Source organism: Amphritea sp. HPY (genome assembly GCF_050870985.1).
Lineage (GTDB): Bacteria > Pseudomonadota > Gammaproteobacteria > Pseudomonadales > Balneatricaceae > Amphritea.
In genome coordinates, this window is record NZ_CP194015.1 from 2,098,593 (window position 1) to 2,118,767 (window position 20,175).

The 20,175-nt window shown below is 49.7% G+C and carries 17 protein-coding genes; 4 read left to right on the forward strand and 13 right to left on the reverse strand.

Annotated features, from left to right (window positions below):
* The 4 genes from ACQUQM_RS09550 to ACQUQM_RS09565 are packed head-to-tail and all read right to left on the reverse strand — an operon-like array spanning position 1 to position 3,990.
* Positions 1 to 2,478 carry an ATP-dependent Clp protease ATP-binding subunit gene (locus ACQUQM_RS09550; protein ID WP_432474248.1) on the reverse strand — a complete coding sequence of 826 codons (2,478 nt, stop codon included), beginning with the start codon at positions 2,476 to 2,478 and terminating at the stop codon, positions 1 to 3.
* A 59-nt stretch (positions 2,479 to 2,537) separates the two neighbouring features.
* Positions 2,538 to 2,852, reverse strand: a complete 315-nt coding sequence (locus ACQUQM_RS09555) for a chaperone modulator CbpM (RefSeq protein WP_432474249.1) — start codon at positions 2,850 to 2,852, stop codon at positions 2,538 to 2,540.
* Complete coding sequence (locus ACQUQM_RS09560) at positions 2,849 to 3,001, reverse strand: hypothetical protein (protein WP_432474250.1); 153 nt, start codon at positions 2,999 to 3,001, stop codon at positions 2,849 to 2,851. Before ACQUQM_RS09560 ends, ACQUQM_RS09555 begins: the two co-directional genes overlap by 4 nt.
* A 47-nt stretch (positions 3,002 to 3,048) precedes the next feature.
* Positions 3,049 to 3,990 carry a DnaJ C-terminal domain-containing protein gene (locus ACQUQM_RS09565; protein ID WP_432474251.1) on the reverse strand — a complete coding sequence of 314 codons (942 nt, stop codon included), beginning with the start codon at positions 3,988 to 3,990 and terminating at the stop codon, positions 3,049 to 3,051.
* Between the two features lie 170 nt (positions 3,991 to 4,160).
* Between ACQUQM_RS09565 and ald the strand changes: the two genes are divergently transcribed.
* On the forward strand, positions 4,161 to 5,273 hold the full coding sequence (gene ald / locus ACQUQM_RS09570; protein ID WP_432474252.1) for an alanine dehydrogenase: 1,113 nt from the start codon (positions 4,161 to 4,163) through the stop codon (positions 5,271 to 5,273).
* Between the two features lie 128 nt (positions 5,274 to 5,401).
* Entirely contained in the window at positions 5,402 to 8,002 is a 2,601-nt protein-coding gene (locus tag ACQUQM_RS09575; RefSeq protein WP_432474253.1) for a cation-translocating P-type ATPase, read from the forward strand.
* A gap of 150 nt (positions 8,003 to 8,152) precedes the next feature.
* Here the strand turns inward: ACQUQM_RS09575 and ACQUQM_RS09580 are convergent, their stop codons facing one another.
* Both ACQUQM_RS09580 and ACQUQM_RS09585 read right to left on the reverse strand, forming a co-directional pair.
* Entirely contained in the window at positions 8,153 to 8,539 is a 387-nt protein-coding gene (locus tag ACQUQM_RS09580; protein WP_432474254.1) for a DUF4345 domain-containing protein, read from the reverse strand.
* A 74-nt stretch (positions 8,540 to 8,613) separates the two neighbouring features.
* Positions 8,614 to 8,910: a DUF503 domain-containing protein gene (locus ACQUQM_RS09585; protein WP_432474255.1), complete on the reverse strand. Its 297-nt coding sequence runs from the start codon at positions 8,908 to 8,910 to the stop codon at positions 8,614 to 8,616.
* 349 nt (positions 8,911 to 9,259) lie between these two features.
* On the opposite strand from ACQUQM_RS09585, the gene ACQUQM_RS09590 reads away from it, so the two are divergent.
* Both ACQUQM_RS09590 and ACQUQM_RS09595 read left to right on the forward strand, forming a co-directional pair.
* Positions 9,260 to 10,990 carry an HAD family hydrolase gene (locus ACQUQM_RS09590; RefSeq protein WP_432474256.1) on the forward strand — a complete coding sequence of 577 codons (1,731 nt, stop codon included), beginning with the start codon at positions 9,260 to 9,262 and terminating at the stop codon, positions 10,988 to 10,990.
* A 42-nt stretch (positions 10,991 to 11,032) separates the two neighbouring features.
* The gene (locus ACQUQM_RS09595; protein ID WP_432474257.1) at positions 11,033 to 11,395 is read left to right on the forward strand and encodes a 5-carboxymethyl-2-hydroxymuconate Delta-isomerase; all 363 of its coding nucleotides are present in this window, start codon (positions 11,033 to 11,035) and stop codon (positions 11,393 to 11,395) included.
* Between the two features lie 27 nt (positions 11,396 to 11,422).
* On the opposite strand, the gene ACQUQM_RS09600 is transcribed toward ACQUQM_RS09595, so the two are convergent.
* The 7 genes from ACQUQM_RS09600 to ACQUQM_RS09630 all read right to left on the reverse strand — a co-directional run bounded on the left by ACQUQM_RS09600 (position 11,423) and on the right by ACQUQM_RS09630 (position 20,140).
* Positions 11,423 to 12,322 carry an EamA family transporter gene (locus tag ACQUQM_RS09600; protein WP_432474258.1) on the reverse strand — a complete coding sequence of 300 codons (900 nt, stop codon included), beginning with the start codon at positions 12,320 to 12,322 and terminating at the stop codon, positions 11,423 to 11,425.
* A 68-nt stretch (positions 12,323 to 12,390) separates the two neighbouring features.
* Entirely contained in the window at positions 12,391 to 12,699 is a 309-nt protein-coding gene (locus ACQUQM_RS09605) for a DUF1272 domain-containing protein (protein ID WP_432474259.1), read from the reverse strand.
* A 185-nt stretch (positions 12,700 to 12,884) separates the two neighbouring features.
* Complete coding sequence (locus ACQUQM_RS09610; protein ID WP_432474260.1) at positions 12,885 to 13,094, reverse strand: hypothetical protein; 210 nt, start codon at positions 13,092 to 13,094, stop codon at positions 12,885 to 12,887.
* A gap of 218 nt (positions 13,095 to 13,312) precedes the next feature.
* Entirely contained in the window at positions 13,313 to 13,531 is a 219-nt protein-coding gene (locus ACQUQM_RS09615) for a hypothetical protein (protein ID WP_432474261.1), read from the reverse strand.
* 131 nt (positions 13,532 to 13,662) lie between these two features.
* The gene (locus ACQUQM_RS09620) at positions 13,663 to 18,516 is read right to left on the reverse strand and encodes an NAD-glutamate dehydrogenase (protein ID WP_432474262.1); all 4,854 of its coding nucleotides are present in this window, start codon (positions 18,514 to 18,516) and stop codon (positions 13,663 to 13,665) included.
* 242 nt (positions 18,517 to 18,758) lie between these two features.
* A complete protein-coding gene (locus ACQUQM_RS09625; protein ID WP_432474263.1) occupies positions 18,759 to 19,451 on the reverse strand; it encodes an ABC transporter permease in 693 nt (230 codons plus the stop codon).
* A complete protein-coding gene (locus ACQUQM_RS09630; protein ID WP_432474264.1) occupies positions 19,451 to 20,140 on the reverse strand; it encodes an ABC transporter permease in 690 nt (229 codons plus the stop codon). The genes ACQUQM_RS09625 and ACQUQM_RS09630 overlap by 1 nt, the downstream gene beginning before the upstream one ends.
* Positions 20,141 to 20,175 lie beyond the last annotated feature (35 nt).

The window sequence follows — 20,175 nt, forward strand, 5'->3', positions numbered from 1 at the left end:
TCATTCATCGGTAGAATTACTAACTTCCGGGGCGGGCTTTAACGGCGCTACGGCAAAAGTGATCTCTCCCTCTTTCAGTCCAATATTAACGATGCTGTTTTCAGCACAACTGCCCTCAACGATTTTCATCGCTAATGGATTCTCTATCTGGCGTTCAAATTCTCTGCGCAACGGCCGGGCACCATACACCGGATCATAGCCATCTTCGGCTATTTTACTGATTACATCCGAATCCATATGTAGTTCGATCTGATGTTCCGTCATACGCTGCGCCAGTTCTGTGGCAAATATCTCCGCAATCTCATGCACATGATCTTTTTCCAGATAATGAAACACGATAATGTCATCCAGGCGGTTGAGGAATTCTGGCTTAAAAAATTGCTTAACCTCCTGCATGATCAACCGTTTAGCCTCGCCATAATCAGTGACTTTAGGCCGGATAAAACCGATTTCACGTTTATCCGGCGACAGGGATTCAGTACCCAGATTTGAAGTGCCTATCAGGATCGTATTACGAAACGACACTTTACGGCCCTGGGCGTCGGTTAAGTGGCCGTCTTCCAGAATCTGTAACAGAATATTGAAAATGTCGGGGTGGGCTTTCTCTATCTCATCCAATAAAACCACAGAATAAGGATTACGCCGTATTTTTTCGGTCAGTTGCCCACCTTCGCCATAACCAATGTAGCCTGGCGGCGCACCAATCATTTTAGAAACTTCATGACGTTCCATATATTCCGACATATCCAGACGCACGATACGCGTCTCATCATCGAGTAGAAATTCAGCCAGGGTTCTGGCCAGTTCGGTTTTTCCTACCCCGCTAGGCCCCAGAAACAGAAATGTTCCGATCGGCCGCAAAGGGGATGTGATACCCGACCGGTTACGACGTATAGCATTAGCCACAGAACGCACCGCATCATCCTGGCCAATGATACGGCGATGCAGCTTAGCTTCCATATGCGACAGCTTATTAGCTTCAGACTCTACCATTCGGGCAACGGGTATGCCGGTCCAACGGGACACCACTGCAGCGATATCATCAGCACTGACGCAATCATCCTGTTGCCCGCGTTCGGTTTCCCAGCGGGTATGTAGTTGCTGCAGTTTCTCCTGCTGCTTCAGGATATCCATCTGTAAACTGGCAACCTTTTCAAAGTCCTGCGCATTAAATGCATCAGCCTTATCCTGCTGCAGTTGATTACAGTGCAATTCAAGTAATTTAATATCATGGGGCAAGGCATTAAGACTGATCCGTTTATGCGCTCCGGCCTCATCAATCAGGTCAACCGCCTTGTCAGGTAAATTTCGATCCGTTATATAGCGCTCCGATAACTCAGCAGCAGCCTTTAAGGCACCTTTTTCATAATGAATAAGATGGTGTTTCTCATAGCGCGTTGCTATTCCTTCTAAAATTGCGATGCTATCTTCAATACTCGGTTCACGAATCAGGATTGGATGAAAACGTCGTTCCAGCGCCTTATCCTGTTCAATATAAGCATGGTATTCAGCCAGGGTGTCCGCGCCGATCACCTGAAAGCTGCCTTTGGCCAGCGCTGTTTTCAACATGCTTGAGGCATCAATTCCACCGGTCATGGAGCCTGTTCCTACTACAGTATGCAGTTCATCAATAAATAGAATCACCTGCCCGGCAGACTTAACCACCGCATCACGCAATGATTTAAGGCGTTCTTCGAATTCACCCCGCATTTTCGAGCCTGCGACCAGTTCACTCATATCCAGTAATAACAGCCGTTTATTCAGTAAGACCTCTGGCACTTCCGCTTTGGCAATCCGTTGTGCCAGACCTTCAACAATGACTGTTTTCCCCACCCCGGCTTCTCCGATCAAAACAGGGTTGTTCTTCTTACGCCGGGACAGCGTCTGAATAATCTGGCCAATCTCTTCATCCCGGCCAATCACCGGATCCAACTCACCCTCCCTTGCCATCCGGGTAAGATCCTGGGTATAGCGGGACAAAATATCAGCTTCAATTTCAGCATCATCTGAAGTGATAGCGCTGCCGTTGCGGGCCTCTTGCAGCGCTTTTAGTACCTGCTTTTTATTCAGCCCGGCATTACTCAGGAAATCTGCAACATGACCCGCTTTAGGATCACACAAAGCAAGAAACAGCGTCCCCGTAGAAATATAAGTATCGCCAAGACGACGGCTCTCCTCGTAAGCAACTTCGAATACTTCCTGAAACTCTTTAGATGCCATAACCTGAGAAATTTCAACCGCAGCTGCCTGTTTATAGTGCTGAAAGATTTCACCTTTAATCTGTGTCACTATCTCAACCGGGTTAGATACCAGCTTGGAAATAATTTGCATCGCAGTTGAGTCAGGTTGAGACAACAGAGCCAGAAGGAGAAAGTCTGGCGTCAGTGTATTCTGTTTCAGGGCAGCCATTTCACCTACTGCCAGTTCCAGTGTATGCCTGACCTTTTTCGTACTTTGCTCGATGTATTTTTGAAACATATCATTCCCATCATTAACACTTAGCAGTAAATATTCTGAAGCAAGCCCGGATTGAGCTCTCAGCGCTCCCTTTCTGACCTGATCTTTGTACGTAGCTCATCCAGCTGCTCCAGCAGATCGATCGCCAGTGCCACCCCCGGTAAATTAATCTCCAGATCTCGCTGCAACCTGATTGCCTGCCGGATACGCACCAGATCATGACCACTAAAACGCCACTCATGAGGGGTATACCCTTGTGGTTCCACGACCCCACACTGAACCATTTCAATAATGACATAATGCTGTACCGCACAACGCTGAGATAACTCATCAATCGATAGCTGCAGAGAGTCATCCAGCACTTCAGCCGTAAGGATCAATTGTTTACGCTTCATGCCACGCTCTCCACCAACCGCGCCAGCTCAGGCACCATTTCAACAATTACATAATGCTGTACCGCACAGCGCTGAGATAACCCGTCAATCGATAATTGCAACGAGTCATCCAATACTTCCGCTATAGGGATCAATTGTTTACGCTGCATGCACTGCCCTCCACCACCTCTGCTGCTCAGTTAAGTACAAGCCATTACTATCCCATCGATTCACGGGGATTAAATGGCATCGTTTCAGCCATCTGCTGATAAAGACTACGGGCAGCTTCGTTTTCAGCAGGCGGGGTCACCAGGCGTAATCGTACGTATTGGTCACCAGGTGACCGGCCAGGTAAACCCTTATCTTTTAAGCGTAGTTTAAGTCCGCTCTGAGAACCGGCGGGGATATTTAACATTACAGCCCCTGCCAGCGTCGGTACGTTAATACGGCAACCTAGCGCAGCCTCCCAGGGCGTAACAGGTAACTCCAGATAGACATCACGTCCTTCGGCATAAAAATAGGGATGGGGCTTAAATAAAACCCGCAGGTACAGGTCTCCATTCGGCGCATCTTCTAACCCGGGAGTGCCCTGCCCGGCTAATCGAATTTGCTGACCTTCGCGGATACCCCGTGGTATCTGAACATTAAATTGACGGGACTGTTGCTCGATTTTTCCTGTCGCGTTTAGCTCCGGAACAGTCAGAGATAAAGACTGCTTACTACCGGCAAAGGCATCCTCTAGCGCAATATAGAGTGTGGCATGCAGATCATGTCCCCGCATCCGGCGCTTACGCAGCTCCGCTTGTAATCCGCTATCCTGTCCGCCAAAGATAAAACTAAAAAAATCACTGAAGTCGCCGGGTGTAGAACCGGCCTGACTTGAACCATCCTGAGTAAAGTGGAAAGCCCATCCCGGTGGTGGCTGAAATTGCTGCCCCTGCTGCCAGTTGGCGCCCAGTTGATCATAGGCTTTGCGCTTTTTAGGATCCTTCAGGGCGTGATATGCCTCATTCACCTCTTTAAACCGCTCTTCAGAGTCTTTCTCTTTATTCAGATCAGGGTGGTACTGGCGAGCCAGCTTGTGATAGGCGCGTTTTATATCCGTAGGTGCCGCATCACGGTGAATGCCGAGAATTTTGTAATAATCCTTATATTCCATACACAACCGAAGTAGATAAAAGACAGGTTAAGCAAAAGCATAGTTCAATTAACAGCGTCAGATCTCAAATGAGAATCAGTATCAATGCTGTATTCACTTAAGTGACCAGCCCACCTTAATAGAAACCTATCCGCTACACTGAACAACAGACACATGATGGAGGCTGAGCTTTGGACATTGGCGTAATTAAAGAGATAAAAAATAGCGAGAATCGGGTCGCTTTAACACCAGACGGCGCCAAAGCGCTGATTGAAGAGGGGCACAAAATTTTGCTGGAGGCCGGGGCAGGTACGGGTTCAGGATTTTCTGATACTGCCTACCTTGCTGCTGGCAGCCAGATAGTCACCACCCAAAGAGCCTGGGATACAGAACTGGTATTAAAGATAAAGGAGCCGCAGGCCAGTGAATATCCTTTCCTTAAACAGCAGATACTATTTACCTACCTGCACCTTGCCGGAGCTGACCCAGCGTTAACCCAAGCACTGTTAAAGACCGGAACCACTGCGCTAGGCTATGAAACAGTTGAAGATAGTCAGGGCAAGTTACCGCTACTGGCCCCCATGAGCGCGGTAGCAGGCAATATGTCAGTCATCATCGGCAACTATTACCTGGCCAGATTCAACGGCGGGAAAGGCATATTACCCGGCAGTATTCTGGGTAAACACCAAGGTAAGGTGGTTGTACTGGGCGATGGTATTGTTGGCCGCCACGCCGCCAAAGTTGCCGATGGAATTGGCTCCAACACCGTCATATTCACCCGTCATCCGGAACGGGAAGCTGTACTGAAGCAGGTAATTTCACCACGTATTCGCGTGACGCCCTCATTGCCTGAAGTCATCGAAGCAGAGCTTAAAAATGCCGACATATTAATAGGTTCAGTGCTCCACCCCGGTGGCCGGGCACCTCATCTGGTATCTGAGGCAATGGTAGCCAGCATGCAACCGGGCTCAGTCATTGTCGATGTCAGTATCGATCAGGGCGGCTGCATCGCGACCTCCCACCCCACATCCCATTCCGATCCGGTATTTCAGTCTCATGGCGTGACCCATTATTGCGTTACTAATATGCCAGGTGCCTACCCACAAACTTCTACTATCGTACTGACAGACGCGACATTACCATATGTATTACAGCTCGCCGCTAAAGGGCTTAGCGCATTAACAGAAGATGATGGTTTCGCTAAAGGCGTTAACACGTATAGGGGAAATATCACCTGCAGGCCTGTCGCTGAAAGCCTGCATCTTTTATCAGAATTCAAGCCGTTTGTGCATGAAAGCCGTTAAACCGACCGCCCCGGAGAGATGACTTTGCGCTTAATCATTCGCCAACTACACTCAAAGAAGTGACATGACTTTCGCATATCCACTTTGTTTATATTTCCCGCTTAACTTCATGGGAGTTAATCATAGCGATGCCAGGGTTAAGCCAAACTCAAGCTGAAATATTACTCGCGAAGCATGGAGCCAATCTTCTACCGCAGCCCAGTGAAGATGGTTTAATCCTTATTTTTTTACGTCAGTTTAAAAATCCTTTTATCTATGTCCTGTTAGCCGCCGCGCTGGTCTCATGGTTTCTTAACCATTACATCAATAGCTATTTCATATTTGCCGTTCTGCTACTCAACGCCATGATTGGCAGCTTGCAGGAACACTCCGCCGCACGTGCGGCCAAAGCACTGAAAAAGATGGTACCCAGTTACAGTACTGTGATCAGGGATAATCGATTGCAGCAGATCCCTAATGAACAGCTGGTACCTTCTGACCTGGTAGAGCTTGTCTCAGGTGATAAAGTACCGGCAGATATCAGACTGACAGAAAGCCAGCAGCTAAGCTGCGATGAATCGATGCTCACCGGCGAATCACTGCCACAAAGTAAGCAGTCAACTCACCCCATACCCGATAGCGCTGCCCTTATTGAACGCACTGATATGCTATTTGCCGGAACGATTGTTACCCGCGGCCGGGGACGCGGTATCGTAGCGCACACCGGCAGTAATACTCAGATCGGTCAGATAGCAAGCGAGATTGGTGGGACGGCAAATACCATGCCTCCTCTGCTACAGCGAATGCAACGATTCACTTTGAAAGTCACCTATAGTGTCTTATTGGTTATCGCTCTGCTGTTTCTGATTACATTATTGCGCGGTGATGATCTGTCCCAGGTTTTCCTGATGGGTGTTGCACTGGCGGTTTCGGCCATACCGGAAGGCCTGCCTGCAGCTATCACTATCGCCCTCGCGATAGGCATGCGACGCATGGCTCGGGTGGGAGTCATTGTGCGTAAATTACTTGCTGTTGAAGCGTTAGGGTCCTGTACCCTGGTGGCCTCTGACAAAACCGGCACCCTGACCCTTAATGAGATGACAATTCACCAACTGATCTTACCTACGGGTCGTCAGTTCAATGTCAGCGGTGAAGGTAAAGATCTCCACGGCGCGGTAGAAACCAACAATCAAATCGAAGAACAAGAGTTGCAGCAGCTGGCCACAGCAGGTGCGCTTGCTAATCAGGCGGAATTAAAACATGTTGATGGTCAGTGGCTGTCACACGGTGATCATGTCGATATCGCCTTTCTGGTACTGGCGATCAAGCTTGGAGTGGATATTGAACAGTTAAAAAACCGCTACCGGCAGCTGGATATGATCCCATACGAATCCGAAAACGCGTATTCTGCCAGTATCAACCTTATTGGTAAGCAGACAATGCTTCTGGCTAAAGGTAGCGTCGAGCGTATCCTGGATATGTGCAGCCACGCTAACCAGCATCAGGTACTTGAGCGCCAACTGATTATCGAACAGGAAAAATCACTGGCGCAACAGGGTCACCGGGTAATGGCTTTAGCATCCAGGCCTCTGCCTGAAAGTTATGGCAGTCCGGAGGATGAATTACACGACCTCGATTTCCTGGGTATCGTAGGAATGCTTGACCCCCTGCGCCCGGAAGTTCCCGAAGCGATAGCGGCCTGTAAAAAAGCCAGTATTAATGTTTTGCTGGTAACCGGCGACCACCCGGATACAGCCACTTCGATTGCCAATCAATTAAACCTCTCGACAAGGTTAAGCGGTGCAATTACAGGTAGAGAGCTCGAACAACGCTTACAAAAAGCAACCCCGGAACAATGGACAATTACCGCTCAGGAAAGAGTATTTGCTCGTGTAGAACCTAAACAAAAACAGCTATTGGTCGAGCAATTAATCCGCCAGGGGGAATTCGTTGCCGTCACCGGAGACGGTGTCAACGATGCACCGGCCCTTCGACACGCACATGTCGGCATTGCCATGGGTAAACGCGGCACTGATGTCGCCAGGGAAAGTGCCGACCTGATTCTCACCGATGATAATTTCGCTTCTATAATCGAGGGTATTCGTCAGGGACGCCTGGTTTATTCCAATATCCGCAAAGTCGTCTTTTTATTAATATCCACTGGCGCCGCGGAGATTTTCCTTTTTATCCTCTCAGTACTATTCGGTTTACCATTGCCATTACTACCCATTCAGTTGCTGTGGCTCAATCTGGTTACCAACGGTATGCAGGACATTGCTCTCGCCTTCGAACCGGCAGAGGGTAATGAATTAAATAAGCCTCCCCGCTCTCCGCAAGAGCCGATGTTCAACCGCCTGATGATCGAACGGGTTCTGATCAATGCTCTGGTTATGGGCGGCATCGCCTTTGTTCTCTTTGTTCAGGCGCTTCAGCTGGGGATGAATGAAGTTGAAGCACGAAATCTGACGTTGTTACTGATGGTCCTGTTTGAAAACATTCATGTCTTCAATAGCCGTTCAGAGACGCTATCGATCTTCAAACACCCCTTTTTTAGCAACCCATTCCTGTTAATCGGCATGCTCTGCGCCCAAGGCATACATATTGCTGCGATGCATCTGCCGATTATCAGCGATATTTTGCAGATAACACCGGTAACTCTGCAGCAATGGGCATCATTACTAAGCTATGCCTGCATACTGATATTGATAGATGTAATACATAAATGGTGGCGAATAAACAGAGGAGTTTAAAAGCCGGTTTCAGCGACCAAAACAGACCGGTATTTTAAATAACAACCGGTTACACCGATGAGAAGTATTAACGCTAGAATCTCATACATGGCAAAGCCGGCATCAGTATCTGGTCAATACTTCCATCTCAAATTATCAAACCCATCTGATTCATCTGAGTTTCGGCGGCATACAGACAAGAAGTATCACTGCGATCAAACTCTCGATAGCAATATAGGTCAGCGTTATCGTTCCGGGAACGCCGTCGATAAATAGCGAGATAAGGCGAGACAACACTAGAAAGAGCATAATTACTGCAAGGGCTAAAATAAGACTACGGTTATGCTCTATGTTAAAAATAGCCACACCTGCCAGAAAACCGACCGCTGCCACCATTCCGTTATAAGCTCTGAGTTGATTGAGTGCTTCCAATTGCAGGGCGATCAGACCCGCATTATCCGGAGAACTGCTGAACAGTTCCCAAAGACCCGGCCCCAACAGGCTTAAACACAAAAAACCAAGCGTGGCATAAAGTACCCTTTTATGACTTACCGGCATAGAAACTTCCCCTGAAAACAATCGAATTCGGCATACTGTTTGGGGAGGCTGACTGATTATCAGCTGGCCTCACATTATAGCCACTCCTGATCAATCGCTATGATTTCAATATCGGCGACCTCTTCACAAAGGGTACGAATCCTGGCTGTATCAGACTCCAGTTTGCGCTTGTCATTACCTACCAGGCAGACCGCCAGCAGGGCGCGTTGCCATTTATCCTGATATCCCACCTCGGCTACAGAGGCATTAAATCTGCTTCTGACACGGTCTTTTAGTCCCCGCACTTCGCGACGCTTGTCCTTAAGCGATTGAGCATGCGGTATCATCAGTTCGATAGTCAGAAGAGTAAGGAAGACCGATTGATTACTCATTCGCTTTCACTGTCCACTTATAGAGCGCATTCAGCCGCTTTAAGCAGCAGGCCATAATGTATTTTTTGTGTCATAAACCATCAGCTATCAAAAGTGTAGGACCTGGTTAGCGAATGCAGCAACTGTCTGCCATCTGAATAGTACAAAATTGAATAATATATCCTAAGCAGCATATCTTAGTTTAAAGCAGCCCCTGCCTTTGACCTCTGGCCTGTGGAACCCGTTCAGTTTTCAAGCAGTTAGTGAACGTTACCAATAATACCCTGGTGCATTTGCCCAACTTCAACAACAACTGGTAGTCTGGTATCTGAGTTGCCCCCTGCTTTGAACCTGCGACAAGGATCTGAACATGGACAAAACTGCTTCTAAAACTACGCACAACACCGTACTGCCCTATCCCAGGGTAATACTGTTTGACTGGCACGGTACGCTGGTCGACACCCATGATGCGATGTATCAGGCAATAGAGGAGATGCTGTCGCAGCTGGAAGAGCTGGATCTGGTAAGACATATTCTGCCGGAAGAGCGGGCGAAAACAGAAGACGACGAAAAGCTGATGCGTTATATCCGGATTTTTCGTCACCTGCACCCCCGGGTATTAGCCGAGCAGCGCATCTCCCGCACCGATATTTTTGATGCCCTGTTTGGCGATAATGACGAAGCCAACGCCATTGCTCACAAAGCCTATGATGAGTGTTACCAGAACCATTACGGCAAGGTTTTTCCGTTTCAGGAGGGTATGTATGAGTACCTCTGCTACCTGAAAAAACTGGGTATCAAAATCGGTGTTGTGACTAACCGCAGCGGCTATTTCCTTAACCATGAGCTGGCCAGCGTTGATTCAGGTCGCTGGCAAAACCTGTTCGATACCACCCTCGGTGGTAACGATGCCCCCCGTTATAAACCGGCACCGGATGGCCTTGAACATGCTATAGAACGACTCGGTGAAAAGGTTGACTCACATGTCTGGTATGTCGGAGACAGCCTGACCGATATGATTACCGCCAGTAAGGCCGGGGTCACTTCAGTGTTTTATAACGGCGCTTTGTGGGATGAAAACTGGTTTAAAGCGACATTCGCTGTCGCTGACCACGTCGCCCATTCCCCGCAAACGATCATCAATAGCTTTGACGAATTACTTGACCGGATCGAAAGCAGCAACCAAAGCAAGACAGAATCACGTGACAGCAGTCTGCTACGGCCTGCCCGCCTGCCGCCACTGACACCGCCACCGCCCCGGCAAGAAGCCGATTGGCATCCGGCTGTGGCCAGCCTCACCTACCCTAAAGTGGTCCTGTTTGACTGGCACGCGACCCTGGTCGATACCCTGGATGCGATGTACCACGCAGTGGATGATATGCTGAAAGATCTGCGTGAGATGGGCCTGCTGGATCATCTGGTAACCTCTGCCGCCTGCAAATCACCGGAAGATTCCAAACTGGTGGAATATGTCCGCGAAAACCTCGGCCTGCATCCGAAAATAAAACTCGATCGCAAGATCTCACGCACCGATATTTTCGAGATACTATTTGCCGATAATGATGAAGCAAAAAAAATAGCGCATCAGGGTTTCAACCGACACTACCGTAAATACTATGGCACTGCGCTGCCTTTTGAACCTAAGGTAAAACATGTCCTGCAAGGCTTACGGCAACTCAACCTCACTGTGGGCGTAATCACCAACCGCGACCGGGAGTTCTTCATTCACGAGCTGAATACAATCGACGGCAGCGGCTGGGCCGAACTGTTCGATACAGAGATCTGCGGTGATGATACGGTACAGCGTAAGCCCCATATCGACCAGATAGTCAAAGCCGCCGACAATCTCGGCTGTAAACTGGGACCTGACGTATGGTACGTCGGCGACAGTACAACCGATGTAATCGCAGCTAAATCAGCGGGTATAACCAGCGTTTTTTTTAACGGTGCATTATGGGATCAGCCCTGGCTGAACAAGATATTCCCTGGCTCTGAGCGCTATCCTGATAAACCCGACGTAGTTGTAAATGATTTTTCCGAGTTCTGGGCGTTGATGCTATCCTGCAGGAAGAACAGGTTAAAACAGAAGCTGCCAGCTTAGTTCAGGCTCTGCTTCAATTCAGTTAATAAGGACACAACTGACATGCCACACTGCATCATTGAATACGCCAAAGGGCTTGAAGATAGTCTGGATATTTCCACTCTGGTGGCAACTGTTCACACAGGCGCTTTCAGAACCGGCCTGTTTGCTGAGGCAGACATAAAAACCCGGGCGATCGCCTATGAGTATTTCCAGACCGGCAGCACTGATACGCCTTTTATCCATGTGACGGTAAGAATCTTGTCCGGACGTACCCGGCAACAAAAATCACTTTTAACCCGGCAGATTCTGGCGCAGCTCAGACAGCTCCAAAATCTCCAGAAGATACAACAAGGCTCTGCTCTTTCTCTCACCGTTGAAGTACTCGATATAGAAAGAGAAACCTACGCCAAGGCGATCGACTGATCGCCTTCAGCGCATCCGGTCATCTTCCTATAACACCGGAGCCTTTAACCATCGACTCAGTAAGCGTTTGCCCTGCATATTAAAAGCCAGCCCCAGCATGACCAATACAATACCACCCCATTGGATCAGCGAAACCTGTTCATTCAACAGTAGCGCAGCACAGGTTAAGCCAACCACCGGCACCCCGAGTGTCAACGGGGCGATCTGAGCCGCTGGATATCGACTAAGCAGATCTCCCCACAGGCCATAGCCAAGAATAGTCGCAATCACGGCAAGATAGATTAACGCAAACGCCGATACCAGAGAGAAGCTCTGCAGGCTGGCGATAATCACCGCTTCCCCTTCAATCAGGTACGACAGCGCAAAGAACGGCAGGGGCGGAAACCATGCTGACCAGGCCACCAGATTTACCCCGGCATGGTAGCCGCGCTGAGAGATGGTTCGGTTCACGATGTTACCGATCGCCCAGCAGGCAGCAGCCGCCAGCGTCAATCCAAAACCGATCGCAGTCATCGCGCCCGTATCATTACTCCAGCCAATCAACACTAGGCCTGAGCCTGCGATCAGAATAGCGATCAGCTGATGCGGCTTAATACTCTCTTTCAGTAACAATTGCGCCAGTAGCAAGGTAAACAGGGCCTGCGACTGCAGCACCAGCGATGCCAGACCGGCCGGCATACCGACCGCCATCGCCGTAAACAGAAAAGCAAACTGGCCGAAGCCTAAAGTCATGCCATAGGCAAGAATCCAGCGCAGGGGTATTTGCGGGCGCGAGAAAATCAACGAGCCGATAAGTGCCACCAGCAGAAAACGCAGGCCGCCCATCAATAGCGGCGGGATGCCCTCAAGCCCCCAGGCGATCACGACAAAATTAAAGCCCCACACCAGAATAATGATCAGGCTGAGCAGTGTGTCTTTTAAATTCATTGCCTTGCGGCTCCCTGAATGACATACCTTGAATTACAAAACTTGCAAGTCGAACTTAAATGACAAACTTAGCGACGGGCTGGCGGTATTTTTTTAAGGGCAAGACAGAACTGTTCATGTGCAGCCAGATCTACCGGCTTATACACCACCCGCCGCCCGGCAGGATATCTGCCCAGAAAGTTACCGTTGCGACGATCCTGCACAGGGCGCACCGGACGGGCAGAAAAACCACCACCGCTGTTGGGACAGACATTGTGCAGCAGGTTTTCCGCACAGTCGGCACAGAAGGTACATTCAAAACTGCAGATACGTGCCAGGGTCGAATCCGGCGCTAGCGCGCATTTACAATGCTCGCAATTGGGTCTCAGCTCTAACATACGATACGCTCTGCCATGATCGGTATCCCGGCGAATGATTAATCAACCACATACTATACAGATCAGACTGATTTTGCCTATGCAGAAAAATAGCTGAATTAGATTAAATCGAATTTCAGGCACAAAAAAACCTGCATTAAGCAGGTTTTTTATATTCTTGTTAAGTCAGATAATGATTATCTGACTCAAACTGCCTTGCTGAAAAACGGGTTGGGATTGAAACGCATTGCTCTGCCCGCTGATTCCAGACGAGCGATCAAACGTTGACGACGTTGCTGGCGCGCTTCAAACTTCTGCAGCTCACCGAATTCGCGGCTAAGACGCTCGAAGTACTGAGCTTCAGTCTCACGGTAAGCCGGCTCATTGTTTTGCATAAAAAAATCAAACTTAGTCATGTTAAATTCCTCAAAATATCTTTCTGATTCACTCTTCGAACCATCAGGAACTTGTCGTTGAATCTTAATCATTGAGGACATTCTAATGCTCAAAAAACCATCAAACAAACGATCTATACTCAGCTAACTGGTGAATAAAATTCACCTATATAGCAGCATAACTGGCACTTTATTTGACTTAGCTTTATTTAACTTAGCAAAGCTACGATAGAAAAAATTTAACCATTTACGGCCTGAACGGTACTACCCTCTTCGTTTCTGCTGCTAATCCAGCTCTCAACCTGCTCCCGGCTGGTACCAAAAAATACCACCCGCGAGGTTGAGCTAATGCTGCCATTAGCGCCGATATTTTGCAGATACAACCAAAAGCTTTCAGCACCGGCTTGATGAATTCTGTAAATTCCATGAATGGAGGAAAACGCATCGCGGGCGATCATCGTGGTCATTCTGAATATTTCCAATTAGGTTAATCATAAATTCAATGAGCCCCAACGAAGCTCAGCTTTCCTGCGCCTGTCCTTCATGTACATAAGTTCAGGCACATGAGTTCAGATACATATTCGGGAGCCTAGCGCGCCTGCGCCAGCTCCATCAGTTCGCGGGTAGCGACGCTGAAGATAGAGATATCATTAGCGCTGCTACTGCGAATCTCAGTCAGCAACTGCTGCCAGCGACTCAGTTTCGGCAGATGCTGACTCAGCCACTGCCGGGCACATGCACTACTATCATCCTGTAGTGCAGCCTCCTCGCAGCGCAGCACGGCAACAGCGATAGCTTGCTGATGACTGGTCAGATCTTCCCGACAGCCGTCACGCGCCATTGATTGCCAGTGGCTACTGACTTCAATCTCTTTCACCTGCTGATCGAACCAGTGCAATTGCAACTGCTCACCCAGGTCAAAATAGACCTGCGCAACATGCTCCAACGGCTGTCCGGTTTGCTCAGCGGCCTGAATAATGCCAAGCAGCGCATAAAGACTATCGGCACCTGCAACAACACCCGCCAGGGCATCCGGTATCCCGGCTTCAATCAGCACATTATGCTTCTGTTGCCAACTAGCCCGAGGCTCACCCTTAATCAGCTCAGCCAGTAAACTGCTTACGGTCTGCACACCAGGCTGGAACTGCGCTACCGTATCAGCAACTGTCATATCAGGCTGGCGATTACGCAGGAACCAATAGACTGCCCGACGAACCAGTCTTAACAGGTCGGCCATCATCTGCTGCTGGAGTACCGAATCAACCTGGTTATCCAGCGCTTCAATGTCACGCCACAAACCTGCAACATCGAAGACATCACGAGCGATCACGTAAGCGGCAGAAACCTCAGCCAGGTCAGCACCACTGCTCTGACAGAGTTGCTCAACAAAAGTGATGCCCATGGTATTCACCATGTCATTAGCGATCTGAGTAGCAATAATCTCTCGACGCAGACGGTGTTGATCTATCTCCGCAGGGAACTCTTTTACCAGGCGCTGTGGGAAAGCGGTCACTATCTCACGACTGAGATAGGCATCATCGGTAATCCAGGTCGAACTCAGTGACTCCTTAAGTTCAGCTTTAGCGTAAGAGATCAGCACGGATAACTCAGGTCGGGTTAAACCCGACTGCTGGGTTTTACGTTCCTGCAACAGATCATCTGCGGGAATAAACTCCAGTTCGCGATCCAGTTTGCCATCATCTTCCAAACGATTGATCAGGCGGATGTACTCATCAATAGACTGTCGCGCATGGTGATGGGCAACGCTGATAGACTGAGCCTGCTTATAGTTGTTCTGCAACACCAGCGCGCCAACTTCATCGGTCATCTCCCGCAACAGTGCGTTACGCTGCTTAACCGTCATATCACCGTTAGCGACCACCTCGTTAAGCAGGATCTTGATATTAACTTCATGGTCGGAGCAATCCACGCCACCGGCATTATCAATAAAGTCGGTATTGGATTTTCCTCCGTTGGCACAAAACTCGATTCGGCCCAACTGGGTAAAACCGAGGTTGCCGCCTTCGCCCAATACCCTGCAACGCAACTCATCACCGTTAATTCGCAGGCTGTCGTTAGCCTTATCACCCACTTCAGAGTGAGTCTCATGGCTAGCTTTAACATAGGTCCCGATACCACCATTCCAGATCAGGTCCACCGGCGCTTTAAGTAGCGCGGTGAGCAGGTCATTCGGCGACAAACGGTCCTCTTTGATAGCAAAGCGCTGTTTCATCTGCGGGCTGATATCAAGCCACTTAGCTGCCCGTGAGAAGATACCACCACCGGCTGAGATCAGCTCGGCGTTATAATCCTCCCAGCTTGAGCGAGGTAGCTCAAACAGGCGCTTGCGCTCGATAAAACTACTGGCGGCATCCGGCTGGGGGTCGATAAAGATGTGCAGATGGTTAAACGCCGCACATAATTGGATATGCTCAGAAAGCAACATGCCATTACCAAATACATCACCGGCCATATCGCCAATCGCAATCACACTGAACTCTTCAGACTGAGTATCCAGCCCTAACTCGCGGAAATGCAACTTGACCGATTCCCAGGCACCGCGGGCGGTGATCCCCATGCCCTTATGGTCATAGCCTTGCGAGCCACCAGAAGCAAAGGCATCACCCAACCAGAAGCCCCGGTCTTCGGCGATAGTGTTAGCGATATCTGAAAAGGTTGCCGTACCTTTATCGGCAGCGACTACAAAATAGGGATCATCTTCATCATGACGCACCACATCGACCGGCGGCACTACTTCGCCGCCGACCAGGTTATCGGTGATATCCAGCAACGCGCTGATAAAGATCTGGTAACTGGCGATACCTTCCGCCTGAAAGGCTTTACGTCCACCGCTTGTTGGCAGCTGCTTGGCAACGAAACCGCCTTTTGCTCCCACCGGTACGATAACTGAGTTTTTAACCTGCTGCGCCTTCACCAGGCCCAGCACTTCGGTACGGTAATCTTCCAGACGATCGGACCAGCGCAAACCACCGCGGGCAACTTTACCGCCGCGCAGGTGGACACCTTCAACCCGGGCAGAATAAACAAACACTTCAAACATCGGCCGCGGCTGCGGAATACCTGCAATCGCCCGGGGATTAAGTTTAAAGGAGAAATAATCTTTCAGCTCTGCGTTTTCGTCGCGCTGAAAATAACTGGTACGCAGGGTAGCCTTAATCAGTTCGAGGAAACGCCGCAGAATCTGGTCTTCATTGAGATTATCAACTTTATCCAGAGCATCAATAATGCTGCTTTCGATACGTTCGGCCAGCGCAGCAACTTTATCGCTGCCCTGACGGTTGGGCTCAAAGCGGGCCCGGAACAGGGCCACCAGCAGTTTAGTCACCTGAATATGACGGGTCAGTGTGCCGGCAATATAAGGCTGCGAGAAACCGAAACGAATCTGTTTACAATAGCGCGCGTATGCACGCAGCATCGCCACTTCACGCCAGCTCAGATTAGCACCGATAACCAGATGGTTAAATTCATCATTCTCAGCCCTGCCACTCCAGATATTAGCGAAGGCATCCTGGAATACCTGTTTCGCAGCCTCCATCTCCACAGCTTCACCATTGTGGTAAACCAGGCTGAAATCGTGAATCCAGAAGCCCATGCCGTCATCCCGGCGCACTTTGTAGGGATGCTCACCCACGACCTTCATGCCGAGGTTTTCCAGCACCGGAATGACATCGGACAGAATCAGCGGATCTCCGGCATTGAACAACTTAAAACGCAGCTTATCGGGGCTCTGCTCCAACATCCGGTAGAAGCTCATAGTCACCGGATTAGCCTCATTAAGGGCCTCAATGCGCTGGATATCGTACACTGCACTGCTGGCGGAGAAATGCTCGCGATACGCTGATGTAAAAGCATGGCGGTAGCCATTAACCAGGCCAGTACCCAGCTCTTCGCCACAGGATTCGACCAGCGCATGGTGCAGCTCATCACCCCAGGAATGGGAAGCCTGCACTATTTCATTTTCAATCGCACTGAAATCAATTTTGGTGTTCTTCAGTGGGTCGACACGCATCACAAAATGCACCCGTGCCAGCACCGCACCGGAGAATGAGGTTGTAAATTCCGAGTCTTCAGCCTGCAACGCTGTCGCAAGCAGGTTCTGTACCTGTAGCCGCAGCGCAGAATTAAACACGTCGCGCGGCACGTAATAGAGGAATGAGCAGAACTTGCCGCAGCGATCACGGCGCATCAACAGGCGGGCTCGGCGTCGTACCTGAAGATTGAATATACCCATCGCCATCTCAAGCAGTTCGCTATCAGAAGATAGAAACAGCTCATCACGGGGCAGATCACTGAGTATAGTCAGCAAGGTTTTGCCGCTATAACCATTGGCCGCAAAGCCTGAACTGCTAAGAATCCGCTCAACTTTGCTGCGGATCATCGGAATCCGGTTTAGCCGTTCGCTATAGACCGGCGCGGTATACAAACCGTAGAAGCGCCGTTCACCTATCACCTGGCCAGTACTATCAAAGCGCTTTACCACGATCAGATCAAGATACGCTGGGCGGTGAACCCGGGAGCGAGTGCTGTATTTAGCCAGCAACACCGGTGCCTGATCCTGCATCGAACGACACTCATCATCGCTCAGCGTCTCATACAGTTTGACAGAGCCAGAAGAAGCTTCCAGACGCAGAGTACCCAGCACACTATCTTCAACCTGCGCTGCCCGGAATTCGTTCTCGTTCCGGTCAAAGGTTAATTCATCGTAAGCCAGGAAGGTAAAGTGGTCATCAAGTAACCATTCCAGAAATGCAGCAGACTCTTTAGCCACAACCTTATCCTGTGGACTATCGGTCTGATCCAGTTCATCAATCAACTCGACCAATTGACCCTTCATTGGCTCAAAATCACTGACAGCACTGGCAACCAGACAATGAACTTCTGTCAGGCGGTTACTAAGGGATTTCAACCATTCAGGGTCAGTGTGCCGGTCAATCTCAATATAGATGAAAGATTCAGCCTGCCCTTGCTGCTCTTTTCCTTGTTGTTTAAAACCCTGAAGTTTTCCTCCATCACGCGTTACTGTCAGTACGGCATTATGAATCGCGTGAATGGACACGTCATGACGATTCAGTTCCATCTTCACTGAATCGACCAGAAACGGCATATCAGCAAACAGAATCTGAATCACGGTATGGTTACAACGCCACCCGTGTTGCTCCAGGTCAGGACTGATAACCCGGACTTTCGGCGCGCTGGCATCATACTGTTGAATAAATTCCCAGCAGGACAGCGTGGCATCATACAAACTATCTAATGGGTATTCCGCCAGCGCTTCGTCTGCGGATACCTGGTAATACTGCTCGGCAAATGCATTCACTTTACTGGCCATGGTGGCAGGCAGCTTCATTTCAAACTGTTCGGCCAGCTGGGTAAGCAGTGTCTGCTTACGGCTACGGTGCTTTGATATAGATTTCAGGGACATATTAAAAATCCTGATCCGTCGGCGTTAGGGAACCTGCGCACAGAACCGGCCTGCTCGCTGAAGAGATCTGTTTTGCAGCCAACTAGTGGCTGGCTTAAATTAAAAAGAGAAAGCTCTTGCTCACAGATTCCTGATAAAACAGGCTGTAACGCCTGTCTGGATAATATTGGGTTATGAAATGACGGCCAGAACGCAGCTCAGGTTTAAGTTCAGGTTACAGCCGTCTTCATCAGCTAAATCAACTACCTGCTGATCGGTTGCAGATAGCGGTTTTGTCTGCGCTCTATTTGACGGAAGGCATAGATAATCACCATGCTTATCAACAGATACAGCCCGCCGGCTGCAAGGAATATCTCGATCGGCGTATAAGTACGAGCGATGATCGTACGCGCGGTACCGGTTAGATCCAGCAATGTAATGGTCGATGCCAGCGCACTGCCTTTCAGCATCAGAATCACTTCGTTACCATAAGCGGGCAAGATCATACCGAATGCACGGGGCAGCATAATCCGACGGTACAGCACCGGTTGGCGCATACCGATAGTTTTAGCGGCTTCAATCTCACCCCGGGGAATTGCACCCAGCGCCCCGCGCAAAATCTCGGCCGTATAGGCCGCCGTATTCAGAGAAAATGCCAGGATGGCGCACCAGTATGGTTCGCGCAGATAAGGCCAGAGAGCACTTTCTCTGACCGCATCAAACTGGGCCAGACCGTAGTACACCAGAAAGATCTGCACCAACAGCGGCGTGCCCCGGAAAAAGAAAATATATGCGTAAGGAATCGCATTCAGCCAACGACGGTGAGAATGCCGGGCCAGACCGATCGGCAATGCCAGTAACGATCCTATTACGCCGGACACAACCACCAGTTCGATAGTAGTCTTGACCCCTTCCAGCAAGCGGGGAAAATACTCAATTACAACTTCAATACTCATCAGGCTCTCCCCACCCAGCGGTTATTACGCTTTTCCATGTAGTGAATAAACACCATTGAAATGATAGTCAGGCACAGATAGATACAAGCCGCGGCCATATAGAACAGGAAAGGCTCTTTGGTATAACTCACCGCGTCACGGGTTTTCAGCATGATGTCACTCAGGCCAACTACCGATACCAGTGCAGTATCTTTCAACAGCACCAGGAACAAATTCCCCAGTCCCGGCAAAGCTAAACGCCACAGCTGCGGCAAGGTAATGCGCCAGAATATTTTGAACTTACCCATACCTATCACCAGGCCCGCTTCACGCTGCCCCGGTGGAATGGCCATGATTGCACCGCGGAATACTTCACTGGCGTAGGCACCAAAAGTCAGGCCCAGAGCGATCACACCCGCGGTAAAAGGCCCGACTTCAATGTATTCGTCATAACCGAACAGACTCGCGATACTCATCAGTGCAGTAGTTGCCCCGAAGTAGATAATCAGTACGGTGAGTAGTTCGGGAATACCCCGAATTATCGTGGTATAGCCCTTAGAAATACCCCGTGCAACAGGGTTACCGGAAAGCCGTGCAGTCGCGCCTAACAGGCCTAGTATCAGGCCGAGCAGCAGACTGGCCAACGCCAGCTCAATCGTAATCAACGTCCCGGCCCAAAGCTGGTCGCCGAATCCTCTGATATCAAACATCGGAAAACCTCAACACAAGAAAAGCGTACTCCCGC